Origin of the sequence: Leifsonia sp. 22587 (genome assembly GCF_052044215.1) — a bacterium.
Taxonomy (GTDB): Bacteria; Actinomycetota; Actinomycetes; order Actinomycetales; family Microbacteriaceae; genus Leifsonia; species Leifsonia shinshuensis_C.
Genome location: NZ_JBQENB010000002.1, coordinates 423,982 through 444,820, shown reverse-complemented (window position 1 = coordinate 444,820; position 20,839 = coordinate 423,982). Strand labels below are relative to the sequence as shown.

Below are 20,839 nucleotides of genomic sequence, written 5' to 3'. Positions count from 1 at the left end.
GGGAGTGGTTCCCGCCGCCCGGCGACCGTTTCAGGCTTCGATCAGCCTGCGGTTGCGGTCTGGATCGCCGAGGACATGTCCTTCAGCGCCTGGTCGACCGTCTTGTCGCCCTTCAGGGCTGCGTACGCGTTGTCCTGGACGGCCTTGGTGATGGCCGGGTAGAACGGCGAGACGGGACGCGGCACCGCGTTCTCGATCGACGTCTTCAGGGTGGACAGGTACGGCAGCTGGCTGTTCAGCGCGGCGTCGTCGTACAGCGATGCGACCACCGGAGCGAGCGAGCCCTGGGTCACGAAGAACTTCTGGGTCTCTTCGCTCTGCAGGAACTTCAGGAACTCGAACGCGGTCGCCTTGTGCTTCGAGTACACGCTGATCGCCGCGTTGTGGCCGCCCAGGCTGGAGACGCCCGGCTTGTCCGCGGAGACGCCCGGAAGCGGCGCGATCCCGAAGGTGTCCTTGACCGTCGACGAGCCGTCGGTCTTGGCCAGGTTGTACACGTACGGCCAGTTGCGCAGGAACATCAGCTTGCCGGCCTCGAACGCCTGCCGGCCCTGCTCCTCCTGGTAGGTGATGGCCTCGGCCGGGATCTGCCCGTTCTTGAAGCCGTCCACCAGGCGGCCGAGGCCCTCCTTCGCCTCGCTGCTGTCGACGGTGACCTTCTTGCCGTCCTCACCGACGATCGTGCCGCCGTTGGTGTTGATCGCCTCTGCGACGTTCACGGTCAGGCCCTCGTACTGAGCGAACTGACCGGCGTAGCAGCCGATGCCCTTCGCCTTGGCGATGTCGCAGTCCTTGAGCATGTCGTCCCACGTCTTCGGCGGGGTCGGGACCAGGTCCTTGCGGTAGTACAGGATGCCGCCGTCCGAGGTCTGCGGCGCCGCGTACTGCGTGCCATTGTAGGTGCCCGACTTGACGGTCGGGGCCAGCAGGGACGAGTTGTCCATCTTGAACGTGCCGGTCAGCGGCTGGAGCCAGCCCTTGGCCGCGAACTCGCCGGTCCACACCACGTCGACGTCGACGACGTCGTAGTTGGGGTCCTTGGCCTGGAAGTGCTGCACGAGGTCGTCGTGCTGCTGGTCGGCCTGGTCGGTCTGCTCCTTGAACGTGACCTTCTCGTTCGGGTGAGCCTTGTTCCACTTCTCGATCAGCGGCCGGACGACGTTGGAGTTGTCCTTGCCCTGCACGTAGGTGATCGGGCCCTTGCTGTCGGTGTTAGCGCCGGCGTCGCCGCCGCCGCTTCCCGAACCGCCGCCACCGGTGCATCCGGCCAGTGTCAGACCCACCAGGGCCACACCGGCGATCACGGAGAGACGTGCTGCTTTCATTTCACTCCTCGTTGAGCTCTTGGTGCTGGGCGCGGGTGCGCCCGGCCTCACCGTACCCCGACCCTCCAGCGACATGCAAGCGTTTACGTCAAGCGCTTGCATCACGGTTCCGTCACGTCGGGCGGCCCCCGCAAGAGGGTTACGCTGAATCCATGAGCGGGATGCGCGGGATGGCGGGCGGCGGCGGACCGGGCGGCCGTCCCCGCCTCGGCGGCGGGGACGCCGACGCGCAGCGGGCGCTCAACGCCACCGCTCCGAAGATCCCGCACCTCTTCCGGCGCATCGTCGAACTGTTCGCGCCGCACCGGATGGCGATCGGCGTCACCATCGTCCTCGTGCTCGTCGGGGCCGCGCTGACCGTCATCCCGCCGCTGCTCACCGAGCGGGCTTTCGACCACGGGCTGTTCCCGCCCGGCGGCACGCCGAACCTCCCGGTGCTGGTCGAGATCGTCGTCCTCATGCTGATCGTCTACGTGGCGTCGGCGCTGCTCGGCGTCTGGCAGACGTACCTGACCGCGTCGGTCGGCAACAAGGTGATGGGTGCGCTGCGCGTCCGCCTGTTCTCGCACCTGCAGGCGATGGAGCTGAGCTTCTTCACGCGCACCAAGACGGGCATCATCCAGTCGCGCCTGCAGAACGACGTCGGCGGGGTGGCGAGCGTGCTCACCAACACGATGTCGAGCATCCTGGGCAACACCGTCACGGTGATCGCGGCGCTCGTGGCGATGCTGCTGCTGAACTGGCAGCTGACCATCGTGGCCGTCGTGCTGATGCCGATCCTGGTGATCGCGCAGCGCCGGGTCGGGCAGGTGCGCGCCCGCATCGCCACCAAGACGCAGGAGTCGCTGTCGGACATGACGGCGATCACGCAGGAGACGCTGAGCGTCTCCGGCATCCTGCTGTCGAAGAGCTTCAACCGCCAGGCGGCCGAGGTCGAGCGCTACTCCGACGAGAACCGCAACCAGATCCGGCTGCAGGTGTCGCAGGCGATGAGCGGCCAGTGGTTCTTCGCGATGGTCAACGTGTTCCTCTCCGCGATCCCGGCGATCGTCTACCTCGTGTCGGGCTGGCTCATCCTAGGCGGGGCGCCGGACATCACGGCGGGAACCATCGTCGCCTTCACCACGGTGCAGGCCCGGCTGCTCTTCCCCCTGCTCGCGCTGATGCGCGTCGCGCTCGACCTGCAGACCTCCGGGGCCTTGTTCGCGCGCATCTTCGAGTACCTCGACCTGAAGCCGGCCATCGCCGACCGCCCCGACGCCGCCCCGGTCGACCCGGCGCGCGACCTCGGGCGGATCGAGTTCGACCACGTCGTGTTCCGCTACCCGGACGCGCGCGAGGGCGAGCGCAACACGCTCGACGACGTCTCCTTCGTCATCCGGCCGGGCGAGTTCGCGGCGTTCGTCGGCCCGAGCGGCGCGGGCAAGACGACGGTCTCCTACCTGATCCCGCGGTTCTACGACGCCACGAGCGGCAGCATCCGCTTCGGCGACACGGACGTGCGCGACCTGCAGCAGGAGTCGCTGGTGTCGCATATCGGCGTCGTCAGCCAGGAGACCTACCTCTTCCACGCGACGATCGCCGAGAACCTCCGCTACGCGCGGCCGGACGCGACCGACGAGGAGCTGGAGCAGGCCGCCCGGCAGGCGAACATCCACGACACGATCGCCGGGTTCCCCGACGGCTACCGGACCATCGTCGGCGAGCGCGGCTACCGCCTCTCCGGCGGCGAGAAGCAGCGCATCGCGATCGCCCGGGTGCTGCTGAAGGACCCCGAGGTGCTCATCCTCGACGAGGCGACCAGCGCGCTCGACACGATCTCGGAGCGGGTCGTGCAGCAGGCGCTGGATGCGGCCTCCAGTGGGCGCACGACGATCGCGATCGCGCACCGGCTGTCCACGATCGTCTCCGCGGACGTCATCTTCGTCATCGACCACGGCCAGGTGGTCGAGCAGGGAACGCATCGCGAGCTGCTCGACCTCGGCGGCGTGTACTCGCGGCTCTACCGCGAGCAGACCGAGAGCAGCGTGCTCGAGGAGTAGCGACCCACCCGGGCGCCCCGGACGAGCGTCCATCCACCGGCGAGAGGAACCCCGTGCCCACGACCACCGAACTGCTGTCCGCCAACCTGCGCGAGGTCTTCGGCAACCGCGACGCCGCCTCACGCCGCGCCGCGATCGAGCGCGTGTACGCCGAGGACGTGGTGTTCACCGATCCGGAGGGCGCGGTCACCGGGTGGGATGCACTGGAGGCGAAGGCCGCGGGGCTGCTCGCGGGAGCGCCGGAGTCGTTCGCCTTCGCGGAGGACGGTCCCGTGTACCTCGGGCCGTCGAGCGGTGCGCTCGCCTGGACCTTCGGGCCGGAAGGGGCGCCGGTCGCCCGCGGGATCGACGTCATCGAGGTGCGCGACGATCGCATCGTCGCGCTGCGCACGCTGCTCGCCTGACGCGCCTCACGCTCGGCGCCGGCCGCGGCGGAGTTAGGCCGGGCTAACTTTTCCGTTCGCGGTGGCGTAGGGTTCGAGGGTGGCACGGGTCCGGGAACGTGAGGCGACGACGGCACGGGTGCGCCCGGCGGTCGGTGCGCGCGTCCTCCTGCTGCTCGGCCCGGCGTTCGTCGCGGCGATCGCCTACGTCGATCCCGGTAACGTCGCCGCCAACCTGACGGCCGGCGCGCGGTACGGCTACCTGCTGGTGTGGGTGCTCGTCGCCGCGAACGCGATCGCGGTCTTCGTGCAGTACCAGTCCGCCAAGCTCGGCATCGTCACCGGACGCAGCCTGCCGGAGCTCCTGGGGGAGCGGCTCGGGACCGGGACGCGACGCGCCTACTGGGTGCAGGCGGAGCTCGTGGCGGCGGCGACCGACATCGCGGAGGTGATCGGCGGCGCGATCGCCCTCAATCTCTTGTTCGGGCTCCCGCTTCCGATCGGCGGTCTGGTCGTCGGGATCGTCGCCATCGGCATCCTCGCCATCCAGTCGCGCCGGGGGCAGCGGCCGTTCGAGGCGGTCATCCTCGGGCTGCTCGGCGTGATCGCGGTCGGGTTCCTCGCGGGACTGTTCGTGAGCCCCGTCGACTGGGGCGCGGCCGTCGGCGGCCTGGTCCCGCGCTTCGACGGCGCCGAGACCGTGCTCCTCGCGGCGGGCATGCTCGGGGCGACCGTGATGCCGCACGCCATCTACCTGCACTCCGCGCTGGCGCGCGACCGGCACGGCCCTCCCGGCGACCCCGGACGGGTGCGGACGCTGCTGCACGCGACCCGGGTGGATGTGGTGCTCGCCCTGGTGCTGGCGGGTGCGGTCAACATCGCGATGCTGCTCGTCGCGGCGTCCGCCCTCGGCGGCGTGGACGGGACGGACACCATCGAGGGCGCGTACCACGCCATCTCGTCGGCGCTCGGACCGGCGATCGGCGTCATCTTCGCCGTGGGACTGCTCGCGTCGGGGCTCGCCTCCTCGTCGGTCGGCAGCTACGCCGGTGCGACCATCATGGGCGGCCTCCTGAAGCTCCGCATCCCGCTGCTCGCCCGCCGGATCGCCACGCTCGTCCCCGCCGTCGTCATCCTCGCCCTCGGGGCCGACCCGACCTGGGCGCTGGTGCTGTCGCAGGTGTTCCTGAGCCTCGGCATCCCGTTCGCGATGATCCCGCTGCTGCGGCTGACCGGCTCGCGCGCCGTGATGGGGGAGTCGGCCGACCGGCTCTGGGTGCGCATCCTGGGCGGTGCCGTCGCCGGTCTCGTGGTGGTGCTGAACCTGCTGCTGGTCGGCCTGACGGTCGCGGGCGCCTGACCGCCGCACGCGGTGACTGCTGCGCCGCGTAACGTCTGCGCCTGCTCGACCGGCGGCAGACGTTCCGAACCGCGGCAGACGCTCGGCGGCGCTACGGACGCGGGTGCGCCGCCACCCAGACGGCGGACGCCGCCGTCGCGCCGAGCACCACGCGCCCGCCGGCGACGTCGACCGTGATGTCGCCCGCGAACGGACGGTGCTCGTCGACCGTCAGGGCGGTGTCGAGGCCGATGCCGCGCGCGCCGAGGTAGCGGAGGACGGCGGGGTCGGCGTCGGAGATGCGCACGACGGTGAGCCGCGCTCCGTCCGGCGCGTCGAGCAGCGGGACCGCGTCCGGGCGGCGCGGCGTGCCGTCCGCCGTCGGGATCGGGTCCCCGTGCGGATCGCGCGCGGGGTGGCCGAGGCGCCGGTCCAGGCGTTCGACCAGCTCGTCGGAGACCGCGTGCTCCAGCACCTCGGCCTCGTCGTGCACCTCGTCCCAGCCGTAGCCGAGCTCCTCGACCAGGAACGTCTCGATCAGCCGGTGCCGGCGCACCATCGCCACGGCGTGCCGCCGGCCCGCCTCGGTGAGCTCCACGCCTCCGTACCGTTCGTGCGCCACGAGGCCCTGCTCGCCGAGCCGCCGGATGCCGTCGGACACCGTCGCCGCGCGCACGCCCATCCGCTCGGCCAGCTGCTTCACGGTGACCGGCTCGTCCGACCATTCGGTCGCCGACCAGATGATCTTCAGGTAGTCCTGTGCGACGGGCGACAGGTCGGACACGGGCATGAAGCGATTCTAGGGCGGGCGTCACAGGCTCGTCCGGGCGGAGCCGCGCTGTTAAGGTGGGTCGGGTGAAGTACGCACAGACCATCATCGACTTGGTCGGCGACACCCCGCTCGTGAAGCTCAACAGGCTGACCGACGGGATCGCGGCGACGGTGCTCGTCAAACTCGAGTACCTGAACCCCGGAGGTTCGTCGAAGGACCGCATCGCCTCCCGCATCATCGACGCTGCGGAGCAGGAAGGGCTTCTGAAGCCCGGCGGCACCATCGTGGAACCGACGAGCGGCAACACCGGAGTCGGGCTCGCCCTGGTCGCGCAGCAGCGCGGGTACCGGTGCGTGTTCGTGCTCCCCGACAAGGTGGGGGAGGACAAGATCAACGTCCTCACCGCCTACGGAGCGGAGGCGGTGGTGACGCCGACCTCGGTGCCGCCCGAGCATCCCGACTCCTATTACTCGGTGTCGGACCGCCTGGCCGCCGAGATCCCGGGCGCCTTCAAGCCCAATCAGTACTTCAACCCCAACGGCCCGCGCAGCCACTACGAGACCACGGGTCCGGAGATCTGGCGCGACACCGACGGACGGGTCACCCACCTGGTGGCCGGCGTCGGCACGGGCGGGACGATCACCGGGACCGGACGCTACCTTCGCGAGGTGTCGGACGGCCGCGTCCGCATCATCGGCGCCGACCCCGAGGGCTCCGTCTACTCGGGCGGTACCGGCCGTCCCTACCTGGTGGAGGGCGTCGGCGAGGACTTCTGGCCGGGCGCCTACGACCCCGAGGTCGTCGACGAGGTGATCGCGGTGAGCGACGCCGACGCGTTCCGGATGACGCGGCGGCTGGCCCGCGAGGAGGGCATCCTCGTCGGCGGGTCGAGCGGCATGGCCGTCGTGGCCGCGCTCCGGGCCGCGAAGGATCTCGGTCCCGACGACATCGTCGTCGTCATCCTCCCGGACGGCGGACGCGGCTACCTGGCCAAGATCTTCAACGACCGGTGGATGCAGTCCTACGGCTTCAGCGAGGTGCCGCACGAGGCGACGGTGCACGACATCGTCAAGACCAAGCGCGGCGACCTCCCCGACCTGGTGCACACGCACCCCTCCGAGACGGTGCGCGACGCCATCCAGACGATGAACACCTACGGCGTCTCGCAGCTCGTCGTGCTGACGGCCGAGCCGCCCGTCATGATGGGCGAGGTGGCCGGCGCGTTGGACGAGCGCTCGCTCGTCGACGCCGTGTTCAGCGGCCAGGCCGAGATGAGCGACTCCGTGGGCACCCACCTCGGCGAGCCGCTGCCGCTCATCGGCGTGAACGAGTCGGTGACCGCGGCCCGCGCCGCCCTCGCGACCGCGAGCGCGCTGCTGGTCACCGACGGCGGCAAGCCCGTCGCGGTGCTCACCCGGCAGGACCTCCTCAACTACTTCAGCGACTGACCCGCACCGGGCCGCTCCATTCACGAAAAGGGAACCATGACACACGGCTTCGCCACGCGCGCCATCCACGAGGGTCAGGAGTTCGACCCGACCACCGGCGCCATCATCCCGCCGATCTACCAGACCTCGACGTTCGTGCAGGACGGCATCGGCGGCCTCCGCAACGGCTACGAGTACGGCCGCGCCGGCAACCCCACCCGGACGTCGCTCGAGACCCTGCTCGCCTCGCTCGAGGGCGGCGTGCGCGCCCTGTCGTTCGCGTCGGGACTCGCCGCAGAGGACGCGCTGCTCCGCGCCGCGCTCCGCCCGGGCGACCACATCGTGCTCGGCAACGACGCCTACGGCGGCACGCACCGGCTGATCGACCGCATCCACAGCGAGTGGGGCATCCGGAACACCACCGTCGACCTGGCCGACCTCGACGCGGTCCGGACGGCGCTCGGCACCGACGGCACCCGGATGCTGTGGATCGAGACGCCCAGCAACCCGCTCATGAAGATCAGCGACATCGCCGCGCTCGTCGAGCTCGGTCACGCGGTCGGAGCCGTCGTCGTCGTGGACAACACGTTCGCCTCTCCCGCGCTGCAGCAGCCGCTGTCGTTCGGCGCGGACGTCGTCGTGCACTCGACCACGAAGTACCTGGGCGGCCACTCCGACGTGATCGGTGGCGCGCTGGTCTTCGCCGACGAGGAGCTGGCCGAGAAGGCGCAGTTCATCCAGTTCGCGGCCGGCGCCGTGTCGTCCCCGATGGATGCGTGGCTCACGACCCGCGGCATCAAGACGCTGGACGTGCGCGTGCGCCAGCACAGTGCGAACGCCCAGGCCATCGCTGAGGCGCTCGTCGGGCACGACGGCGTGGACGCGGTCTACTACCCGGGCCTTCCCGACCACCCCGGGCACGAGCTGGCCGCGCGCCAGATGAGCGGTTTCGGCGGGATGCTGTCGGTCGCGCTCGCGGGCGGGGCCCCGGCCGCACGCCGGTTCGCCGAGTCGACGCAGGTCTTCCAGCTGGCGGAGTCGCTGGGCGGGGTGGAGTCGCTGATCGGCTACCCGTCGGAGATGACGCACGCGTCGGTGCGCGGCACCGCGCTCGAGGTGCCCGACAACATCGTGCGCCTGTCGGTCGGCATCGAGGACGTCGACGACCTGCTCGAGGATGTGGAGCAGGCGCTCCGTCGGTAGCCCGCGCTAGCGTCGGCACCATGGATCAGCGCATCAGTCTCGTGACGCTCGGTGTGGCCGACCTGGCGCGGAGCCGGGCCTTCTACGAGGAGGGGCTGGGCTGGACGCCCGCCGACGCCCCCGAAGGCGTCGTCTTCTACCAGCTGACCGGGATGGCGTTCGCGCTGTTCGGGCGCGACGAGCTGGCAGCCGATGCCCGGCATCCGGTCGACGGGACGTTCAGCGGCATCACGCTCGCGTGCAACCAGCGATCGGAGGAGGACGTCGACGGCGTCCTCGCGGAGGCGGAGGCGGCGGGCGCGCGCATCCTGAAGCCCGCGGAGCGTGTGTTCTGGGGCGGCTACTCCGGGTACTTCGCGGACCCGGACGGTCACGTCTGGGAGGTCGCGTACAACCCGGGCTGGACGCTGGCGGCTGACGGGACGCTCACCGTCGGCTGAGGCGCGCCGCGGGAAGCCATGCCGTCAGGCGGGCGCCACCTCGTGGGGCGCCGGGTACACGCGCGTGGCGCGCTCGAAGAAGCGCGGCGGCGACGGCTCGGTCGCGATGAGCCCGTCGCGGTGGAAGGACCGGAGGTCGGAGAACAGGCCGGGCAGGCCGAGGGCCGCGAGCTCGTCGACCGTGATGCCCGGGCACTCGGCGATGAGGGCGAGCAGTCGGCGCCTGCCATCCGCGTCGCTGCGCTCGCCGAGGAGGGACGCGCTGAACGGCACCCGGGTCGTGGTGTCCCACATGGCGGCTCCTCGCGCTCGGCCTCCGCGACGGCGGATCGTCGCATCGCTCCGTCCGTTTATAGGGCAGAGCCCGGCGGGCGACAAATGGTATACGACGCGATCGATCGCGGAGCGACCCGTCGATGCACCGTATCCACCCCGCGTCGCCGTGTTACGGCGCGGGGAAGTGGGTCTTGTTCGGGCGCCGGATGCCACCGATAGTTGAGAGGTGAGGACTTTCGGGGTGGAGGAGGAGCTCCTCCTGGTCGACGCGCGCGGTACCGCATCGCCGGTGGCGCCGCTGGTGCTCGCCGACGCCCCGCCGGTCATCGACGGGCCCTCGGTCAGCGCCGAGATCCAGCAGGAGATGATCGAGACGCAGACGCGTCCCCAGCTGCTGACGAGCGAGCTGCTGCTCGACATCATCGCCGGGCGGGAGCTCGCCGACGGCCTCGCCCAGCGGCACGGCGCGCGCGCGATCGCGGTGGCCATGTCGCCGATGCGGCTGCGCCCGCACGTGACCGAGGATCCGCGCTACGCGACCATGATCGAGCGCTACGGACTGACGGCCCGCGGAACCCTGGTCTGCGGATCCCACGTGCACGTGGGCATCGAGTCGCGCGAGGAGGGCGTCGCGGTGCTGGACCGCATCCGCACCTGGCTGCCGACCCTGCTCGCGCTGAGCGCCAACTCCCCGTTCTTCGGCGGCGCGGACACCGGGCACGCCAGCTACCGCTTCGTCGCGTGGCACCAGTGGCAGAGCGCCGGACCGACCGACGTGTTCGGGTCGGTCGAGGCGTACGACCGGTTCGAGCGGTTCCTCGTCGACACCGGCGTCATCCTCGACACGGGCATGCTGTATCTGGATGCGCGCGTGTCGCGGAAGCATCCCACGGTCGAGATCCGCGTGGCCGACGTGTGCCTCGACGCGCGCGACGCCGCCGTGATCGCGGCGATCGTCCGTGCCCTGGTCGACACCGCCGTCACGGAGTGGCACGCCGGGGTCGTGCCCGCGGCCGTGCCGTCCGCCGCGCTGCGCCTCGCCGAGTGGCAGGCCGCCCTCACCGGCGTCGCCGGATCGCTGCCGCATCCGGTCACCTGGCGGGAGGCGTCGGCGGTCGACGCGGTCCAGGCTCTGGTCGACCACACCGCGGCGGCACTCGCCGCGAACGGCGACCTCGCGTTCGTGCAGCGGGGCATCGCGCGCATCCACGCGACCGGGGGAGGGGCCGGCCGGCAGCGGGCGGCGTTCGAGCGTCGGGGCCGCATCCGGGACGTCGTGGCCCACGCCGTAGTCGCCACCCACGAGCAGTCGGAGGACGACGACCTGGTGGTCGCCTGAGAGTCGTCCACGCGGCGTCACCTGCTCTTCCGTGCGCTCACGATCGCGCCTATTCTGCGGTCATGACGGAGAAGGAGCTCGCGCACCAGCACGCCGTCTACAGTTACGGCTCGCTGCCGCTGACCCTGATGTACAGCCCCACCGCGACGGCGGCATGGGAGGTCTACTACGGCGGCGAGTACCTCGGGCTGATCGAGGAGCTGCACAGCACCGGCGAGCTCTGGCCCGCGTTCGTCGCGCGGCTTCCGGGCGAGGAGGAGGCCGGCGAGGGCATCCCGGCGCGCGACTGGCGTGTGGCGGTCGAGATCCTGGCGGGGCAGGCGGGACTCTAGCGGCCGTCAGCCGACGCTGCGGCGCAGCTGGACCTCCGGTGCCACGCCGAACCGCTCGCGGTAGAGCCGTCCGAAGGTCGCCTCGTCGGGGAAGCCCCACCGCGCGGCCACGTCCGCGACCGTCGGGGGAGCATCGTCGTCACCCTGCGGGTCGATGAGGTCGCGGTATGCCGCGTTCAACCGGACGCTCCGCAGGTAGTCCAGCGGCGCGAAGGGCAGGTGCATGTCGAACGCGCGCGTCAGCTCCGGCACCGACGTCCCGGCGGCGAGGGCGATGTCGTCGGCGGTGATCGGCAGGGAGGCGTGCTCGTCGATGTACGCGACCGCGCGCTTGAAGGCGGCGGCTCGGGCGGCGACCGTCGTCCGCCGCGCCTCATGGTCGCCCGCGAGAGGGAAGGTCTCGAGGGTCGCGACCGCCAGCTGGCGGAAGAGGGAGGCGCGCTGCAGCGGGTGGTCGAAGGCGCCGGCGGCGACCTGCCGCCAGGCGTGATCGTGCACCGCGCGCCAGTGCCGGGCGGCATGTGCGGAGACGGACGAGGCCGAGACGAACTCCAGCGCCCCCACCTCGTCGCCGAACTGCGCGCGGGCGGTGCGGGCGAGCGCCCGAACGTCGAAGGCGACGACCGTGACGCCCGCGTGGTCCATGACTCCGTGGGCCCCGGTCTCGGGCTGGAACAGCGCGGGAGCGGCCGCAAGGTCGCCCTCGTCGCCGCCGGAGCGCCAGCGGTAGCGGCCGCGCGCGAGGCCGACCGCGATGAACGGCAGATCGAACGACAGCGAGAGGTCGCCGCCGAAGCGGTGCCGCCCGAGCAGCATCCGCTCGTCCCCGCGGAGCTCCTCGAGGTAGGTCAGCCCGCTCGTGCGCACGTCGGAGCCGAACGACACGTCGCCGTAGCTGCGCCGGAGCAGCTCCTCGGCCGATTCGGGATCCGCCGCCTCGTCACGGGTGAAGAACGTGCCGGGCATCGGGCTCCTCGCCGAGCGCATCCTCACGGCATGGCCGGCGCACTCCTGCTGGGAGTCTATGCCTGCGCATGGACCTCAGAAGGCGAACTGCGCCCATTCGTCGCGCGCCAGCGACATCCGTTCGCCCCGCGAATCCACGATCCACGACTCCGGCGTGCAGGCCAGGTACGTGCAGAGCAGAGTCTCGCTCGTCCAGCCGTCGGCGGAGCGGATCCAACGCACGAGGTGCACATCCTGCCCCGGTTTCGGAACGTTCCCGATCGGCGCGTCCAGTGTCGTCACGCTGCACCCCTCCCCCTTGTGCCGCCTGTTCACCACCGACCCTAGCGGGGTACAGGACCGGGGGACAAGACCCGCGGACGCTCAGTTGCCGCTGTCGTCCTCCAGCGGGTCGAACTCGTCGTGCTCGGGCTCGAAGACGCCGTCGGCGTCGTAGGGACCCTCGTCGCCGCCCTCGGCGATGGCGTCGGTGTCGATCGGCTCGCCCGAGGGCGTCTCCGGCCAGTTCTCCTTGGCGTCGGACATGACGGACCCCTTTCGTGGATGCTTCTGAGCGCGATCGTAGACGGGTGACGGCGCCCGCAGAAGGCCCCGGTCGCCCGAGGGCCGCTCACTCGCCGGGCTCGCGGCCGGTGAGCCGCACCTCCTCCAGATCGAGGCGCCACTGCACGTCCCGCAGCACGATGTCGTCGATCTCGCCCTCGTCGCGCAGGCGGAGGACCTCCTCGCGCTTGCAGGCGAGCAGCGCCAGCCGCAGCTCCCTGTCCTGGCGGCTGCGCTCCACCGCATCCTCGCCGCCCTCGGACTCGTCCTCCGCCTCGAGCAGCTCCAGGTGCTCCTCGAACTCCGTCTGGATGCGCTCGCCGATCTCGGGATCGACCTTCAGCCTCCGCACCAGCTGCGGGAGTTCGTCGAGGGCCGCGCGGGTGGCGTTCGTCTCGGCGAGGCGGATCTCGTGGCCGACCGCTTCGTCCGACGGGAGGTTCGCCCAGCGCACGACCGCCGGGAGCACGAGACCCTGCACCACCAGGGTCACGATGATGACGCCGGTGGTGACGAAGACGATGAAGTCGCGGCTGGGGAAGGGCTGCCCGGACCCGATGGTGGCCGGCACGGCGAGCGCCGCGGCGAGCGACACCGCGCCGCGGAAGCCGGAGAGGCTGCTGACGACCCTCCAGCGGTTGCTCATCCGCCGCGCCTTCTGCTCCGGGCGGCGGTCGAGCGTGCGGATGAGGAACACGGTGATGAACTGGAACACGAACCGCACGGTGACGATCACGACGGTGACCGCGACGATGGCGACCAGCCCCATCCCGAGGTCGCGGGTGGCCAGCTCGCCGACCGACCGCGGCAGCTCGATGCCGACCAGGACGAAGAGGCTCGCGTTGAGCAGGAAGGTCGAGAACGACCAGAACGCGTCGGACTGCCGCCGTCCCTCCGCGACGCCGATGCGCGGGCCGGCCTGGCTGATGATGAGCCCGGCGACGACGACCGCCAGCACACCCGACGCATGGATGACCTCGGCCACCAGATAGGCGGTGAAGGGGGTGAGCAGCATCGCGATGTTCTGCGTGATCGCGTCGCGGAGGCGCCGGCGCGCCAGGATCGCGAGCCAGGCGACCAGGGCGCCGACGGCCGCCGCAGCCAGGTAGGCGAAGAGGAAGGTGACCGTGATCGCGCCGAAGCTGACGTCGGCGTCGCCGACGGTGAAGCCGACGGCGATCGACCAGAGCACCAGCGCCGTGCCGTCGTTGATCAGGCTCTCGGCCCGCAGGATCGTCACGTTGCGCCGCGGCAGCTCGCGCGTGAACGACGTCATCGCGGTGGCGTCCGTCGGGGCGATCGCGGCGCCGAGCACCCACGACGGTCCCCAGCCGAGGCCCATGGTGTGCGCCAGCACCGCGACGGCGGCGGCGGTGGCCACGACGAGCGCCGTGCTCATCGGGATGATGGTGCGCAGGTTGGACCGGATCTCGCGCAGAGAGGTCGTGAGGCTCTCCCAGTACAGGATCGCCGGCAGGAACAGGAACAGCACCACCTCGGGCGCGAGCTCGACCCCGCGGAACAGCGGCACCAGGCCGATGACGACGCCGAAGGCGACCAGCAGCAGCGGCTGGGCGACGCCGATGCGGCCGGCGATCACCCGCGAGAGCAGGATGATGACGCCGATCACGACGAGCAGTTCGAGTGCGAGCACGGGACCTCCTGCGTCATCCTCCCGCGCCGGGCGCCCCGGCGGAACCGTCGGGCGGCTGAGAGTGAGCGCATAGAAAGTCCCCAGGAGACGACTCGACGGGTGTCGGGGGTCCGCGCCATCATGGGGACATGACGGAACGCGGGCCCTCGACCACGCGCGCCCGCGGTGCGGAGCCCGAGCTGCCCGACCCGCGGGTGCCCGCGCCGCCGCACGGGCGCCTCGGCGTCGCAGGCGGGACGGCCCTGTACATCGCCGCGGTCCTCGGGACAGGCATCCTGGTGCTTCCGGCGCTCGCCGCGGCGGCCGCCGGTCCGGGCGCCATCCTTGCGGTCGCGGCGCTCGCGCTCATCTCGGTGCCGCTCGCGAGCACCTTCGCCGCCCTCGCCCGCCGGCATCCGGACGCGGGAGGCGTGGCGACCTTCGCGCGCCGTGCCTTCGGGCCCGGAGCCGCACGGGTCATCAGCTACTGGTTCTTCTTCGGCACGCCGATCGGCGCCCCGATCGCCGCGCTCATGACGGCGCGCTACGTCGTCGCGGTGATCGGCGGCGACGCACGGACCGCGACCCTGATCGCCGTCGGCCTGATGGTCATCCCGGTCGTGGTGACCGCCTTCGGCGTCCGCTTCGCGGCCTCCGTACAGCTGGTGCTCTCCGGCGCTCTCGTGGCGGTTCTGGTTTTCGTGCTCGCGGCCGCCGCCCCGCACGCGCGACCCGAGAACCTCCAGCCGCTGCTCCCGCACGGCTGGGCGGGCGTCGGGCTCGCCATGAGCCTGTACATCTGGGCGTTCGCGGGATGGGAGGCGGTGGCCGGGATCGGCGGCGAGTTCCGCAACCCGCGGCGCGACATCCCTCGCGCGACGGCCCTCGCGCTCGTCATCGTCTCGGTCGCCTACCTGGCCATCCAGACGGTCACGGTCGTCGTGCTCGGCGGGGACGCCGCCACGAGCGACGTGCCGCTGCTCGACCTGGTGCGGGTGGCGACCGGAGCGGGCGGCGGCGTGGTGGTCGCCGTGATCGCGGCGATCGTCGTGACCGGTGTGTTCAACGCGTACCTCGCCGCCTTCAGCAAACTGGGCGCGGCGATGGGCCGCGACGGCGACCTCCCGCCGTGGTTCGGCCGCGGGGTCGAGAACGGCGCGGTGGCCCGGCGCGGACTGCTGCTCTCGGCGGTGGTCATGGCCGTGTACTCGGTCATCGTGCTGTCGAGCGGTGATCTGCAGCCGTTCATCCTCATCCACACCAGCATCGCCGCCGCGGTGTACGGTCTGGGCGTCGCCTCCGCGGTCCGCCTGCTGCCGGTGCGGTCGCTCGGCTGGTGGATGGCCGTGATCTCGTGCGTGCTGGCGGCCGGTCTGCTCGTGCTCGCCGGCTGGCACCTGGTCTTCCCCCTGGTCGCCGCGGTCATCGCCGTGGGCGTCGGAGCGGTCTCCCGCCGGGCGCGGGGTCGTGCGACCGGAGCGGGCGCCCCATGACCGAGCACCCGCGCGCCCCGGGGATGCGCGACGTGGCAGCACTGGCCGGCGTCTCGCACCAGACGGTGTCGCGGGTCATCAACGGGCATCCGAGCATCCGGGAGTCGACCCGGCTGCGGGTGCTCGATGCGATGCAGCAGCTGCACTACCGTCCGAACCGGGCTGCCCGCGCGCTCGTGACGTCCCGGTCGCGCACCATCGGCATCCTCTCGACGTCGGCCGCCGCCCTGTACGGGCCGGTCTCGAGCATCGGGGCGATCCAGGATGCGGGGCGCACGGCCGGGTACTACATCGCCGTCGCCCAGCTCTCCGACCTGGCCCCGGCATCCATCGCCGCCGGTCTCGACCACCTGCTCGCGCAGTCCGTCGAGGGCCTCATCGTGATCGCGCCGCAGGAGGTCGTGCTCGAGCAGCTGGAGCGCGCACGCCTGGACGTGCCGTACGTCACCCTGCTCGGCGGTCCGTCGTCCACCGCGCGCGAGCTCTCCGTCGACCAGGTCGCGGGCGCGCGGGCGGCCACCCGGCACCTGGTCTCGGCCGGGCACCGCCGCATCGTGCACCTCTCGGGGCCGCTCGACTGGTTCGAGGCGCAGGCGCGCGTGCAGGGCTACCGTGCCGAGCTCGAGAGCGCCGGACTCGAGCCCCTGCCGGCGCCCGAAGGCGCCTGGACCGCGGAGTCCGGATACCGCCTCGCGCTCGCGGCGCTCGCGGATCCCGAGGTCACGGCGGTGTTCGCCTCCAACGACCAGATGGCCCTCGGCGTCTACCACGCGGCACACGAGCTCGGGCGGCGCATCCCGGAAGACGTGAGCGTCATCGGATTCGACGACATCCCGGAGGCGGCGCACTACTGGCCGCCCCTCACGACCGTGTTGCAGGACTTCACCCAGCTCGGCCGCCGGAGCGTCGAGAACCTGGTGGCGGAGATCGAAGGCGGCGCGGAGCCGACCGCCGTCAGCCTGATGCCGGACCTGGTGGTGCGGGCATCCACCGCACCGGTCGGCTCTGCGCCTGCCGGACTGCACACCTCCCCGGACGTCGGCGGGTCGGCCTAGTCTGAGGTGATGAGCTCGCGCGACGTGGATGCGGTGTCGGCGACCGCCGCACCCCGCGACGCCGAGGCTGTCGGCGGTGTGCTGAGCCGCCCGTACCGGTGGACGAGCATCGGGATGTGCCTCCTCGTCACGCTCGCGGCGTTCGAGGCGCTGGCGGTGACCACGATCATGCCGGCGGTGAGCCGGGAACTCGACGGCGCCGCCCTGTACGCGTTCGCGTTCGCGGGTCCGCTGGCGGTCGGCGTGGTCGGGATGGTGGCCGCCGGCGCGTGGGCGGATCGCGGCAATCCGCGCTCGGCGCTGATCGCATCCGTCGCCCTCTTCGTCGCCGGTCTGCTCACCGCCGGGCTCGCCCCGACGATGGGGCTGTTCGTCATCGGCCGGCTGGTGCACGGGCTCGGCGGCGGCGCGCTCACGGTGGTGCTCTACGTGATCGTCGCCCGCGTGTATCCGCCGCGCCTTCACCCGCGGATCTTCGCGGGCTTCGCCGCGGCCTGGGTGATCCCGTCGCTGATCGGCCCCTTCATCGCCGGGGTGCTGACCGAGACGGTCGGGTGGCGCTGGGTGTTCCTCGGCGTGGTGGCGCTGACCGGGCTCGCCATGCTGATGGTGGTGCCGGTGATGCGGGGCGTGCTGCGGGCGCCCGGCGAGCCGGCGCCGTTCCGGGTGTCCCGGCTGCTCTGGGCCGTGCTGCTCGCGGCGGCGGTGCTCGCGCTCACCCTGGCCGCAGAGGCGAGGGGTCCGGTGCAGTGGGTCGTGCCGGTGGTGGCCGCCGTGGCCGCCGGCCTCGCGATCCGGCCGCTCGTTCCGCGCGGGACGCTGCTCGCCCGTCGCGGGCTGCCCAGCGTCATCCTGATGCGGGCGATCGTCGCGGCGACCTTCTTCGCGACCGAGGTCTACGTGCCGCTGCTCATGGTGACCGAGTACGGCGTGTCCGCCGCGATCGCGGGGCTCGCGCTGACGGCGGCCGGGCTGAGCTGGGCGGCGGCGTCCTGGTGGCAGGGGAGGTTCCCGCAGCTGGGCCACCAGGCGGCAGCGCGCCTGGCCGCCGGCGGACTCAGCATCGCGCTCGCGTCGCTCATCGCGACCGCGATCCTGCACCTGGATCCTCTGGTCGTGGTCGTCGGCTGGGCCTTCGCGGGAGCGGGCATGGGCTTCCTGTACCCGCGACTGGGCGTGCTGACGCTGCAGTACTCGACGAAGGACGACCAGGGCTTCAACAGCTCGGCGCTGTCGATCGCGGACTCGACCGGCTCGGCCGTCGCCCTGGCGGCGACGGCGATCGTCTTCGCGGCGATGCGCGGGCTGCCGGGCGGCTGGCCGTTCGCCGGGGCGTTCGCGGTCACGGCGGTGCTGTGCGGGCTGTCGTGGGTGATCGGGCCGCGGTTGGCGCGGCGCGGCTGAGTGGGGCGCGCGCCGGCGGGCGGTGCGCACTGGGGAGTGCGCCGCGCTGAGCAGCGCGGGCGGACGAGGCGGGCGCCGGCGGGCGGTGCGTGCGGCGCGCTGAGCAGCGCGGGCGGACGGCGCGCCGGTAGGTTGGGCGTGTGAGCGAGAACGTCCCCACGCTGTCCGACGTCGCCGCGCACGCGGGCGTCTCGCTGGCGACCGCGTCGCGCGCCCTCAACGGCAGCGCCCGCACGGTCAACCCGGCCCTGCAGGAGCGGGTGCTCGCCTCCGCGAGCGCCCTCGGGTACAGCGCCAACGTGCAGGCCCAGGCGGTCGCGCGCGGCACCACCAACGTCGTCGCACTCGTCGTCGGCGACATCGCGGACCCGTACTTCGCATCCATCGCGTCGGGCGTCGTGCGCGTCGCGGACGAGCGCGGCCTCATCGTCACCATCACCGCCACGGGACTGTACGCGGGAGCCGCGTCGGTCGAGCGGGAGCAGGCGGCGCTGACCGCGCTCCGCGGGCAGCGTCCCCGAGCCGTCGTGCTCGCCGGGAGCCGCGTGGTCGGCGCCGAACCGCCGACGACCCGGCGCGAGCGCGTCGCCGTCGTCGGCTCGGGCGCTCCGGGCCTACGGTCCGTGTCGGTGGACAACACCGGAGGCGCGGCCCGGCTCGCGCACGAGTTGCGGTCCCTGGGCTATGCGGACTTCGCGGTGATCGCCGGACCGGACGAGCTGGTCACCGTGCGCGACCGGGTCGACGGGTTCCGTTCGGTGGCGGGTGAGGTGCCGGTCGAGCATGCCGAGTTCTCGCGCGACGGCGGCCACCGCGCCATGTCCGCGCTGCTCGCCTCGGGCGCGCGGCCCGAGTGCGTCTTCGCGGTGAGCGACGTGATGGCCATCGGCGCCATGGCCGCATTGCGGGAGGCGGGCATCCGCCCGGGGGAGGACATCGCCGTCGCCGGCTTCGACGACATCCCATTGGTGGCCGACGTGACCCCGGCGCTGACGTCCGTCGCGCTGCCGCTGGCCGACATCGGCGCACGCGCCCTCGAGCTCGCACTCTCCGACGACGGCGGCACGGAGGACGCGGCCCCGGTCGCCGCCGAGGTGCGTTTGCGGGCCTCGACGCCGCGCCGCTGACCGGCGGACACGCACTTCTCCGTCCGCTTGACAGATCGCGGCGACCGACTATCGTTGAGCCCTGGTAAGCGCTTTCTCGCGCCGGCCGATCACCGTCGATCGGAAAGGACCCCCGTGACAGACACCGCTCTCGGCTCCACCCGCCTCAACCCCGACCAGCGCAACGCGTTCATCGCGTCGCTGCTCGGCTGGATGATGGACGCCTTCGACTACTTCATCATCGTCCTGGTCTACGCGGACATCGGCGCGGAGTTCGGCGTCCCGCTCCAGCAGATGGCGTACCTCACGACGGTCACCCTGATCATGCGGCCCGTCGGCGCGTACCTGTTCGGTCTGTGGGCGGACCGGGTCGGCCGCCGCATCCCGCTGATGGCCGACGTGTGCTTCTACTCGATCGTCGGGTTCCTGTGCGCGTTCGCCCCCAACTTCACCGTGCTCTTCATCCTGCGGCTGCTCTACGGCATCGGCATGGGCGGCGAGTGGGGACTCGGCGCCGCCCTCACGATGGAGAAGGTGCCGCGCACCCGTCGCGGTCTGTACTCGGGCATCCTGCAGGCCGGCTACTCGGCCGGATACCTCCTGGCTTCGCTCGCCTTCCTGCTGGTTCACTCGGTCTTCGGCCTCAACTGGCGCTGGATGTTCGCGCTCAGCATCCTGCCCGCCCTGATCACGCTCATCATCCGCTCCCGCGTGAAGGAGTCGGAGGTGTGGGAGAACACCCGCGAGAAGATGCGCAAGGCCGACACGTCCATCCGCCGCGTCTTCTTCGACGGCAAGGTGCTGCGCCGCTTCGTCTACCTGGTGCTGCTGATGGCGGCGTTCAACTGGATGAGCCACGGCACGCAGGACATCTACCCGACGTTCCTGAAGTCCACCGAGAACGGGGGTGCGGGGCTGGATGCCGCGACGGCCGGCTGGATCGCCGTCGTCTACAACATCGGCGCTATCGTCGGCTGCATCGTGCTCGGATCGCTCTCCGACCGGTGGGGGCGCAAGGCGACGATCATCCTGGGCGCGGCGCTGACCATCCCGATCATCCCGATCTTCGCCTTCTCGCAGACGGCTGGGCTGCTGTGCCTGGGATCCGCGCTCATCCAGTTCACCACCCAGGGTGCGTGGGGAGCGATCCCCGCCCACCTCAACGAGATGTCGCCGAACGCGATCCGCGGGTTCTACCCCGGCGTCACGTACCAGCTCGGCAACGTGATCGCCGCCTTCAACCTGCCCATCCAGCAGGCGCTGGCGCCGCAGCTCGGCTACGGCTGGGCGATGGCGTCGACGGTCGGAATCGCGGCGATAGCGGTCATCCTGCTGACGGCGTTCGGCAAGCAGGCGCACGGGATCGACTTCACCCGCGCCGACGCGGCGACGCCCGCGGCGGAGCCGGCGGTGCGCGCGCGGCGCTGACGCGTGGGCGCTGTGTGCGCCCGGGGCGTGGGCGTGCCCAGCGCTGAGCGGCTGGGCGTCGCTCGCGTGGCGGCGGGGCCTCGCGGCGTGGCGGACATTCGTCACGAATCGTGGGAATCCCCGCCGCTTGGCCCACATTCGGCACGAATGAGTGAGGTCGGTCGCGGGCTCATTCGGCACGAATCGTCGGAATCCCAGGCGGGATGCGCGCATTCGGCACGAATGAAGCGGGTGCTCTCGTCGATGGGCGGCTGGCGCGGACGAAGGAGATCCGGCACCCAACGGCGGAGATCCAGCCCGGATCGAAGGAGATTCGGCACCCAACGGCGGAGA

The 20,839-nt window shown here is 71.7% G+C and carries 20 protein-coding genes; 13 read left to right on the top strand and 7 right to left on the bottom strand.

Annotated features, from left to right (window positions below):
- Window positions 1–41: 41 nt before the first annotated feature.
- On the bottom strand, window positions 42–1,325 hold the full coding sequence (locus tag ACTJI1_RS10040) for an ABC transporter substrate-binding protein (protein WP_310134280.1): 1,284 nt from the start codon (window positions 1,323–1,325) through the stop codon (window positions 42–44).
- A gap of 152 nt (window positions 1,326–1,477) precedes the next feature.
- Between ACTJI1_RS10040 and ACTJI1_RS10035 the strand changes: the two genes are divergently transcribed.
- The 3 genes from ACTJI1_RS10035 to ACTJI1_RS10025 all read left to right on the top strand — a co-directional run bounded on the left by ACTJI1_RS10035 (window position 1,478) and on the right by ACTJI1_RS10025 (window position 5,110).
- Window positions 1,478–3,367 carry an ABC transporter ATP-binding protein gene (locus ACTJI1_RS10035; protein WP_440742507.1) on the top strand — a complete coding sequence of 630 codons (1,890 nt, stop codon included), beginning with the start codon at window positions 1,478–1,480 and terminating at the stop codon, window positions 3,365–3,367.
- Between the two features lie 53 nt (window positions 3,368–3,420).
- On the top strand, window positions 3,421–3,771 hold the full coding sequence (locus tag ACTJI1_RS10030) for a nuclear transport factor 2 family protein (protein WP_310134282.1): 351 nt from the start codon (window positions 3,421–3,423) through the stop codon (window positions 3,769–3,771).
- Window positions 3,772–3,850: 79 nt separating this feature from the next.
- On the top strand, window positions 3,851–5,110 hold the full coding sequence (locus ACTJI1_RS10025) for an Nramp family divalent metal transporter (RefSeq protein WP_440742506.1): 1,260 nt from the start codon (window positions 3,851–3,853) through the stop codon (window positions 5,108–5,110).
- A gap of 91 nt (window positions 5,111–5,201) precedes the next feature.
- Here ACTJI1_RS10025 and ACTJI1_RS10020 read toward each other — a convergent pair whose 3' ends face one another.
- On the bottom strand, window positions 5,202–5,879 hold the full coding sequence (locus ACTJI1_RS10020; RefSeq protein WP_440742505.1) for a metal-dependent transcriptional regulator: 678 nt from the start codon (window positions 5,877–5,879) through the stop codon (window positions 5,202–5,204).
- A 65-nt stretch (window positions 5,880–5,944) separates the two neighbouring features.
- Here ACTJI1_RS10020 and ACTJI1_RS10015 point away from each other — a divergent pair, with 65 nt between their 5' ends.
- The 3 genes from ACTJI1_RS10015 to ACTJI1_RS10005 are packed head-to-tail and all read left to right on the top strand — an operon-like array spanning window position 5,945 to window position 8,931.
- Window positions 5,945–7,309 (top strand): cystathionine beta-synthase, encoded by a 1,365-nt coding sequence (locus ACTJI1_RS10015; protein WP_440742504.1) that lies wholly within the window; start codon window positions 5,945–5,947, stop codon window positions 7,307–7,309.
- Window positions 7,310–7,345: 36 nt separating this feature from the next.
- Window positions 7,346–8,491: a cystathionine gamma-synthase gene (locus ACTJI1_RS10010; RefSeq protein WP_440742503.1), complete on the top strand. Its 1,146-nt coding sequence runs from the start codon at window positions 7,346–7,348 to the stop codon at window positions 8,489–8,491.
- A gap of 20 nt (window positions 8,492–8,511) precedes the next feature.
- Window positions 8,512–8,931 carry a VOC family protein gene (locus tag ACTJI1_RS10005; RefSeq protein ID WP_440742502.1) on the top strand — a complete coding sequence of 140 codons (420 nt, stop codon included), beginning with the start codon at window positions 8,512–8,514 and terminating at the stop codon, window positions 8,929–8,931.
- A 24-nt stretch (window positions 8,932–8,955) separates the two neighbouring features.
- Here ACTJI1_RS10005 and ACTJI1_RS10000 read toward each other — a convergent pair whose 3' ends face one another.
- Window positions 8,956–9,225, bottom strand: coding sequence for a hypothetical protein (locus tag ACTJI1_RS10000; protein ID WP_440742501.1), 270 nt, complete (start codon window positions 9,223–9,225; stop codon window positions 8,956–8,958).
- Window positions 9,226–9,433: 208 nt separating this feature from the next.
- Between ACTJI1_RS10000 and ACTJI1_RS09995 the strand changes: the two genes are divergently transcribed.
- Window positions 9,434–10,546: a glutamate--cysteine ligase gene (locus tag ACTJI1_RS09995; protein WP_440742500.1), complete on the top strand. Its 1,113-nt coding sequence runs from the start codon at window positions 9,434–9,436 to the stop codon at window positions 10,544–10,546.
- Window positions 10,547–10,608: 62 nt separating this feature from the next.
- On the top strand, window positions 10,609–10,878 hold the full coding sequence (locus tag ACTJI1_RS09990) for a hypothetical protein (protein ID WP_310134296.1): 270 nt from the start codon (window positions 10,609–10,611) through the stop codon (window positions 10,876–10,878).
- 6 nt (window positions 10,879–10,884) lie between these two features.
- Here ACTJI1_RS09990 and ACTJI1_RS09985 read toward each other — a convergent pair whose 3' ends face one another.
- From ACTJI1_RS09985 to ACTJI1_RS09970, 4 genes are all read right to left on the bottom strand, one after another.
- A complete protein-coding gene (locus tag ACTJI1_RS09985; RefSeq protein ID WP_440742499.1) occupies window positions 10,885–11,844 on the bottom strand; it encodes a helix-turn-helix transcriptional regulator in 960 nt (319 codons plus the stop codon).
- Between the two features lie 75 nt (window positions 11,845–11,919).
- The gene (locus ACTJI1_RS09980) at window positions 11,920–12,126 is read right to left on the bottom strand and encodes a hypothetical protein (protein WP_310134298.1); all 207 of its coding nucleotides are present in this window, start codon (window positions 12,124–12,126) and stop codon (window positions 11,920–11,922) included.
- A gap of 81 nt (window positions 12,127–12,207) precedes the next feature.
- The gene (locus ACTJI1_RS09975; RefSeq protein WP_310134300.1) at window positions 12,208–12,369 is read right to left on the bottom strand and encodes a hypothetical protein; all 162 of its coding nucleotides are present in this window, start codon (window positions 12,367–12,369) and stop codon (window positions 12,208–12,210) included.
- Between the two features lie 85 nt (window positions 12,370–12,454).
- Window positions 12,455–14,041 carry a Na+/H+ antiporter gene (locus ACTJI1_RS09970; RefSeq protein WP_440742498.1) on the bottom strand — a complete coding sequence of 529 codons (1,587 nt, stop codon included), beginning with the start codon at window positions 14,039–14,041 and terminating at the stop codon, window positions 12,455–12,457.
- 128 nt (window positions 14,042–14,169) lie between these two features.
- On the opposite strand from ACTJI1_RS09970, the gene ACTJI1_RS09965 reads away from it, so the two are divergent.
- The 5 genes from ACTJI1_RS09965 (at window position 14,170) to ACTJI1_RS09945 (ending at window position 20,506) form a co-directional block, all read left to right on the top strand.
- Window positions 14,170–15,513, top strand: coding sequence for an APC family permease (locus ACTJI1_RS09965; RefSeq protein ID WP_440742497.1), 1,344 nt, complete (start codon window positions 14,170–14,172; stop codon window positions 15,511–15,513).
- The gene (locus ACTJI1_RS09960) at window positions 15,510–16,568 is read left to right on the top strand and encodes a LacI family DNA-binding transcriptional regulator (protein ID WP_440742496.1); all 1,059 of its coding nucleotides are present in this window, start codon (window positions 15,510–15,512) and stop codon (window positions 16,566–16,568) included. The genes ACTJI1_RS09965 and ACTJI1_RS09960 overlap by 4 nt, the downstream gene beginning before the upstream one ends.
- A 9-nt stretch (window positions 16,569–16,577) precedes the next feature.
- The gene (locus tag ACTJI1_RS09955) at window positions 16,578–17,972 is read left to right on the top strand and encodes an MFS transporter (protein WP_440742495.1); all 1,395 of its coding nucleotides are present in this window, start codon (window positions 16,578–16,580) and stop codon (window positions 17,970–17,972) included.
- 140 nt (window positions 17,973–18,112) lie between these two features.
- The gene (locus ACTJI1_RS09950; protein WP_440742494.1) at window positions 18,113–19,099 is read left to right on the top strand and encodes a LacI family DNA-binding transcriptional regulator; all 987 of its coding nucleotides are present in this window, start codon (window positions 18,113–18,115) and stop codon (window positions 19,097–19,099) included.
- Window positions 19,100–19,213: 114 nt separating this feature from the next.
- Window positions 19,214–20,506 (top strand): MFS transporter, encoded by a 1,293-nt coding sequence (locus tag ACTJI1_RS09945; protein ID WP_440742493.1) that lies wholly within the window; start codon window positions 19,214–19,216, stop codon window positions 20,504–20,506.
- Window positions 20,507–20,839: the final 333 nt, after the last annotated feature.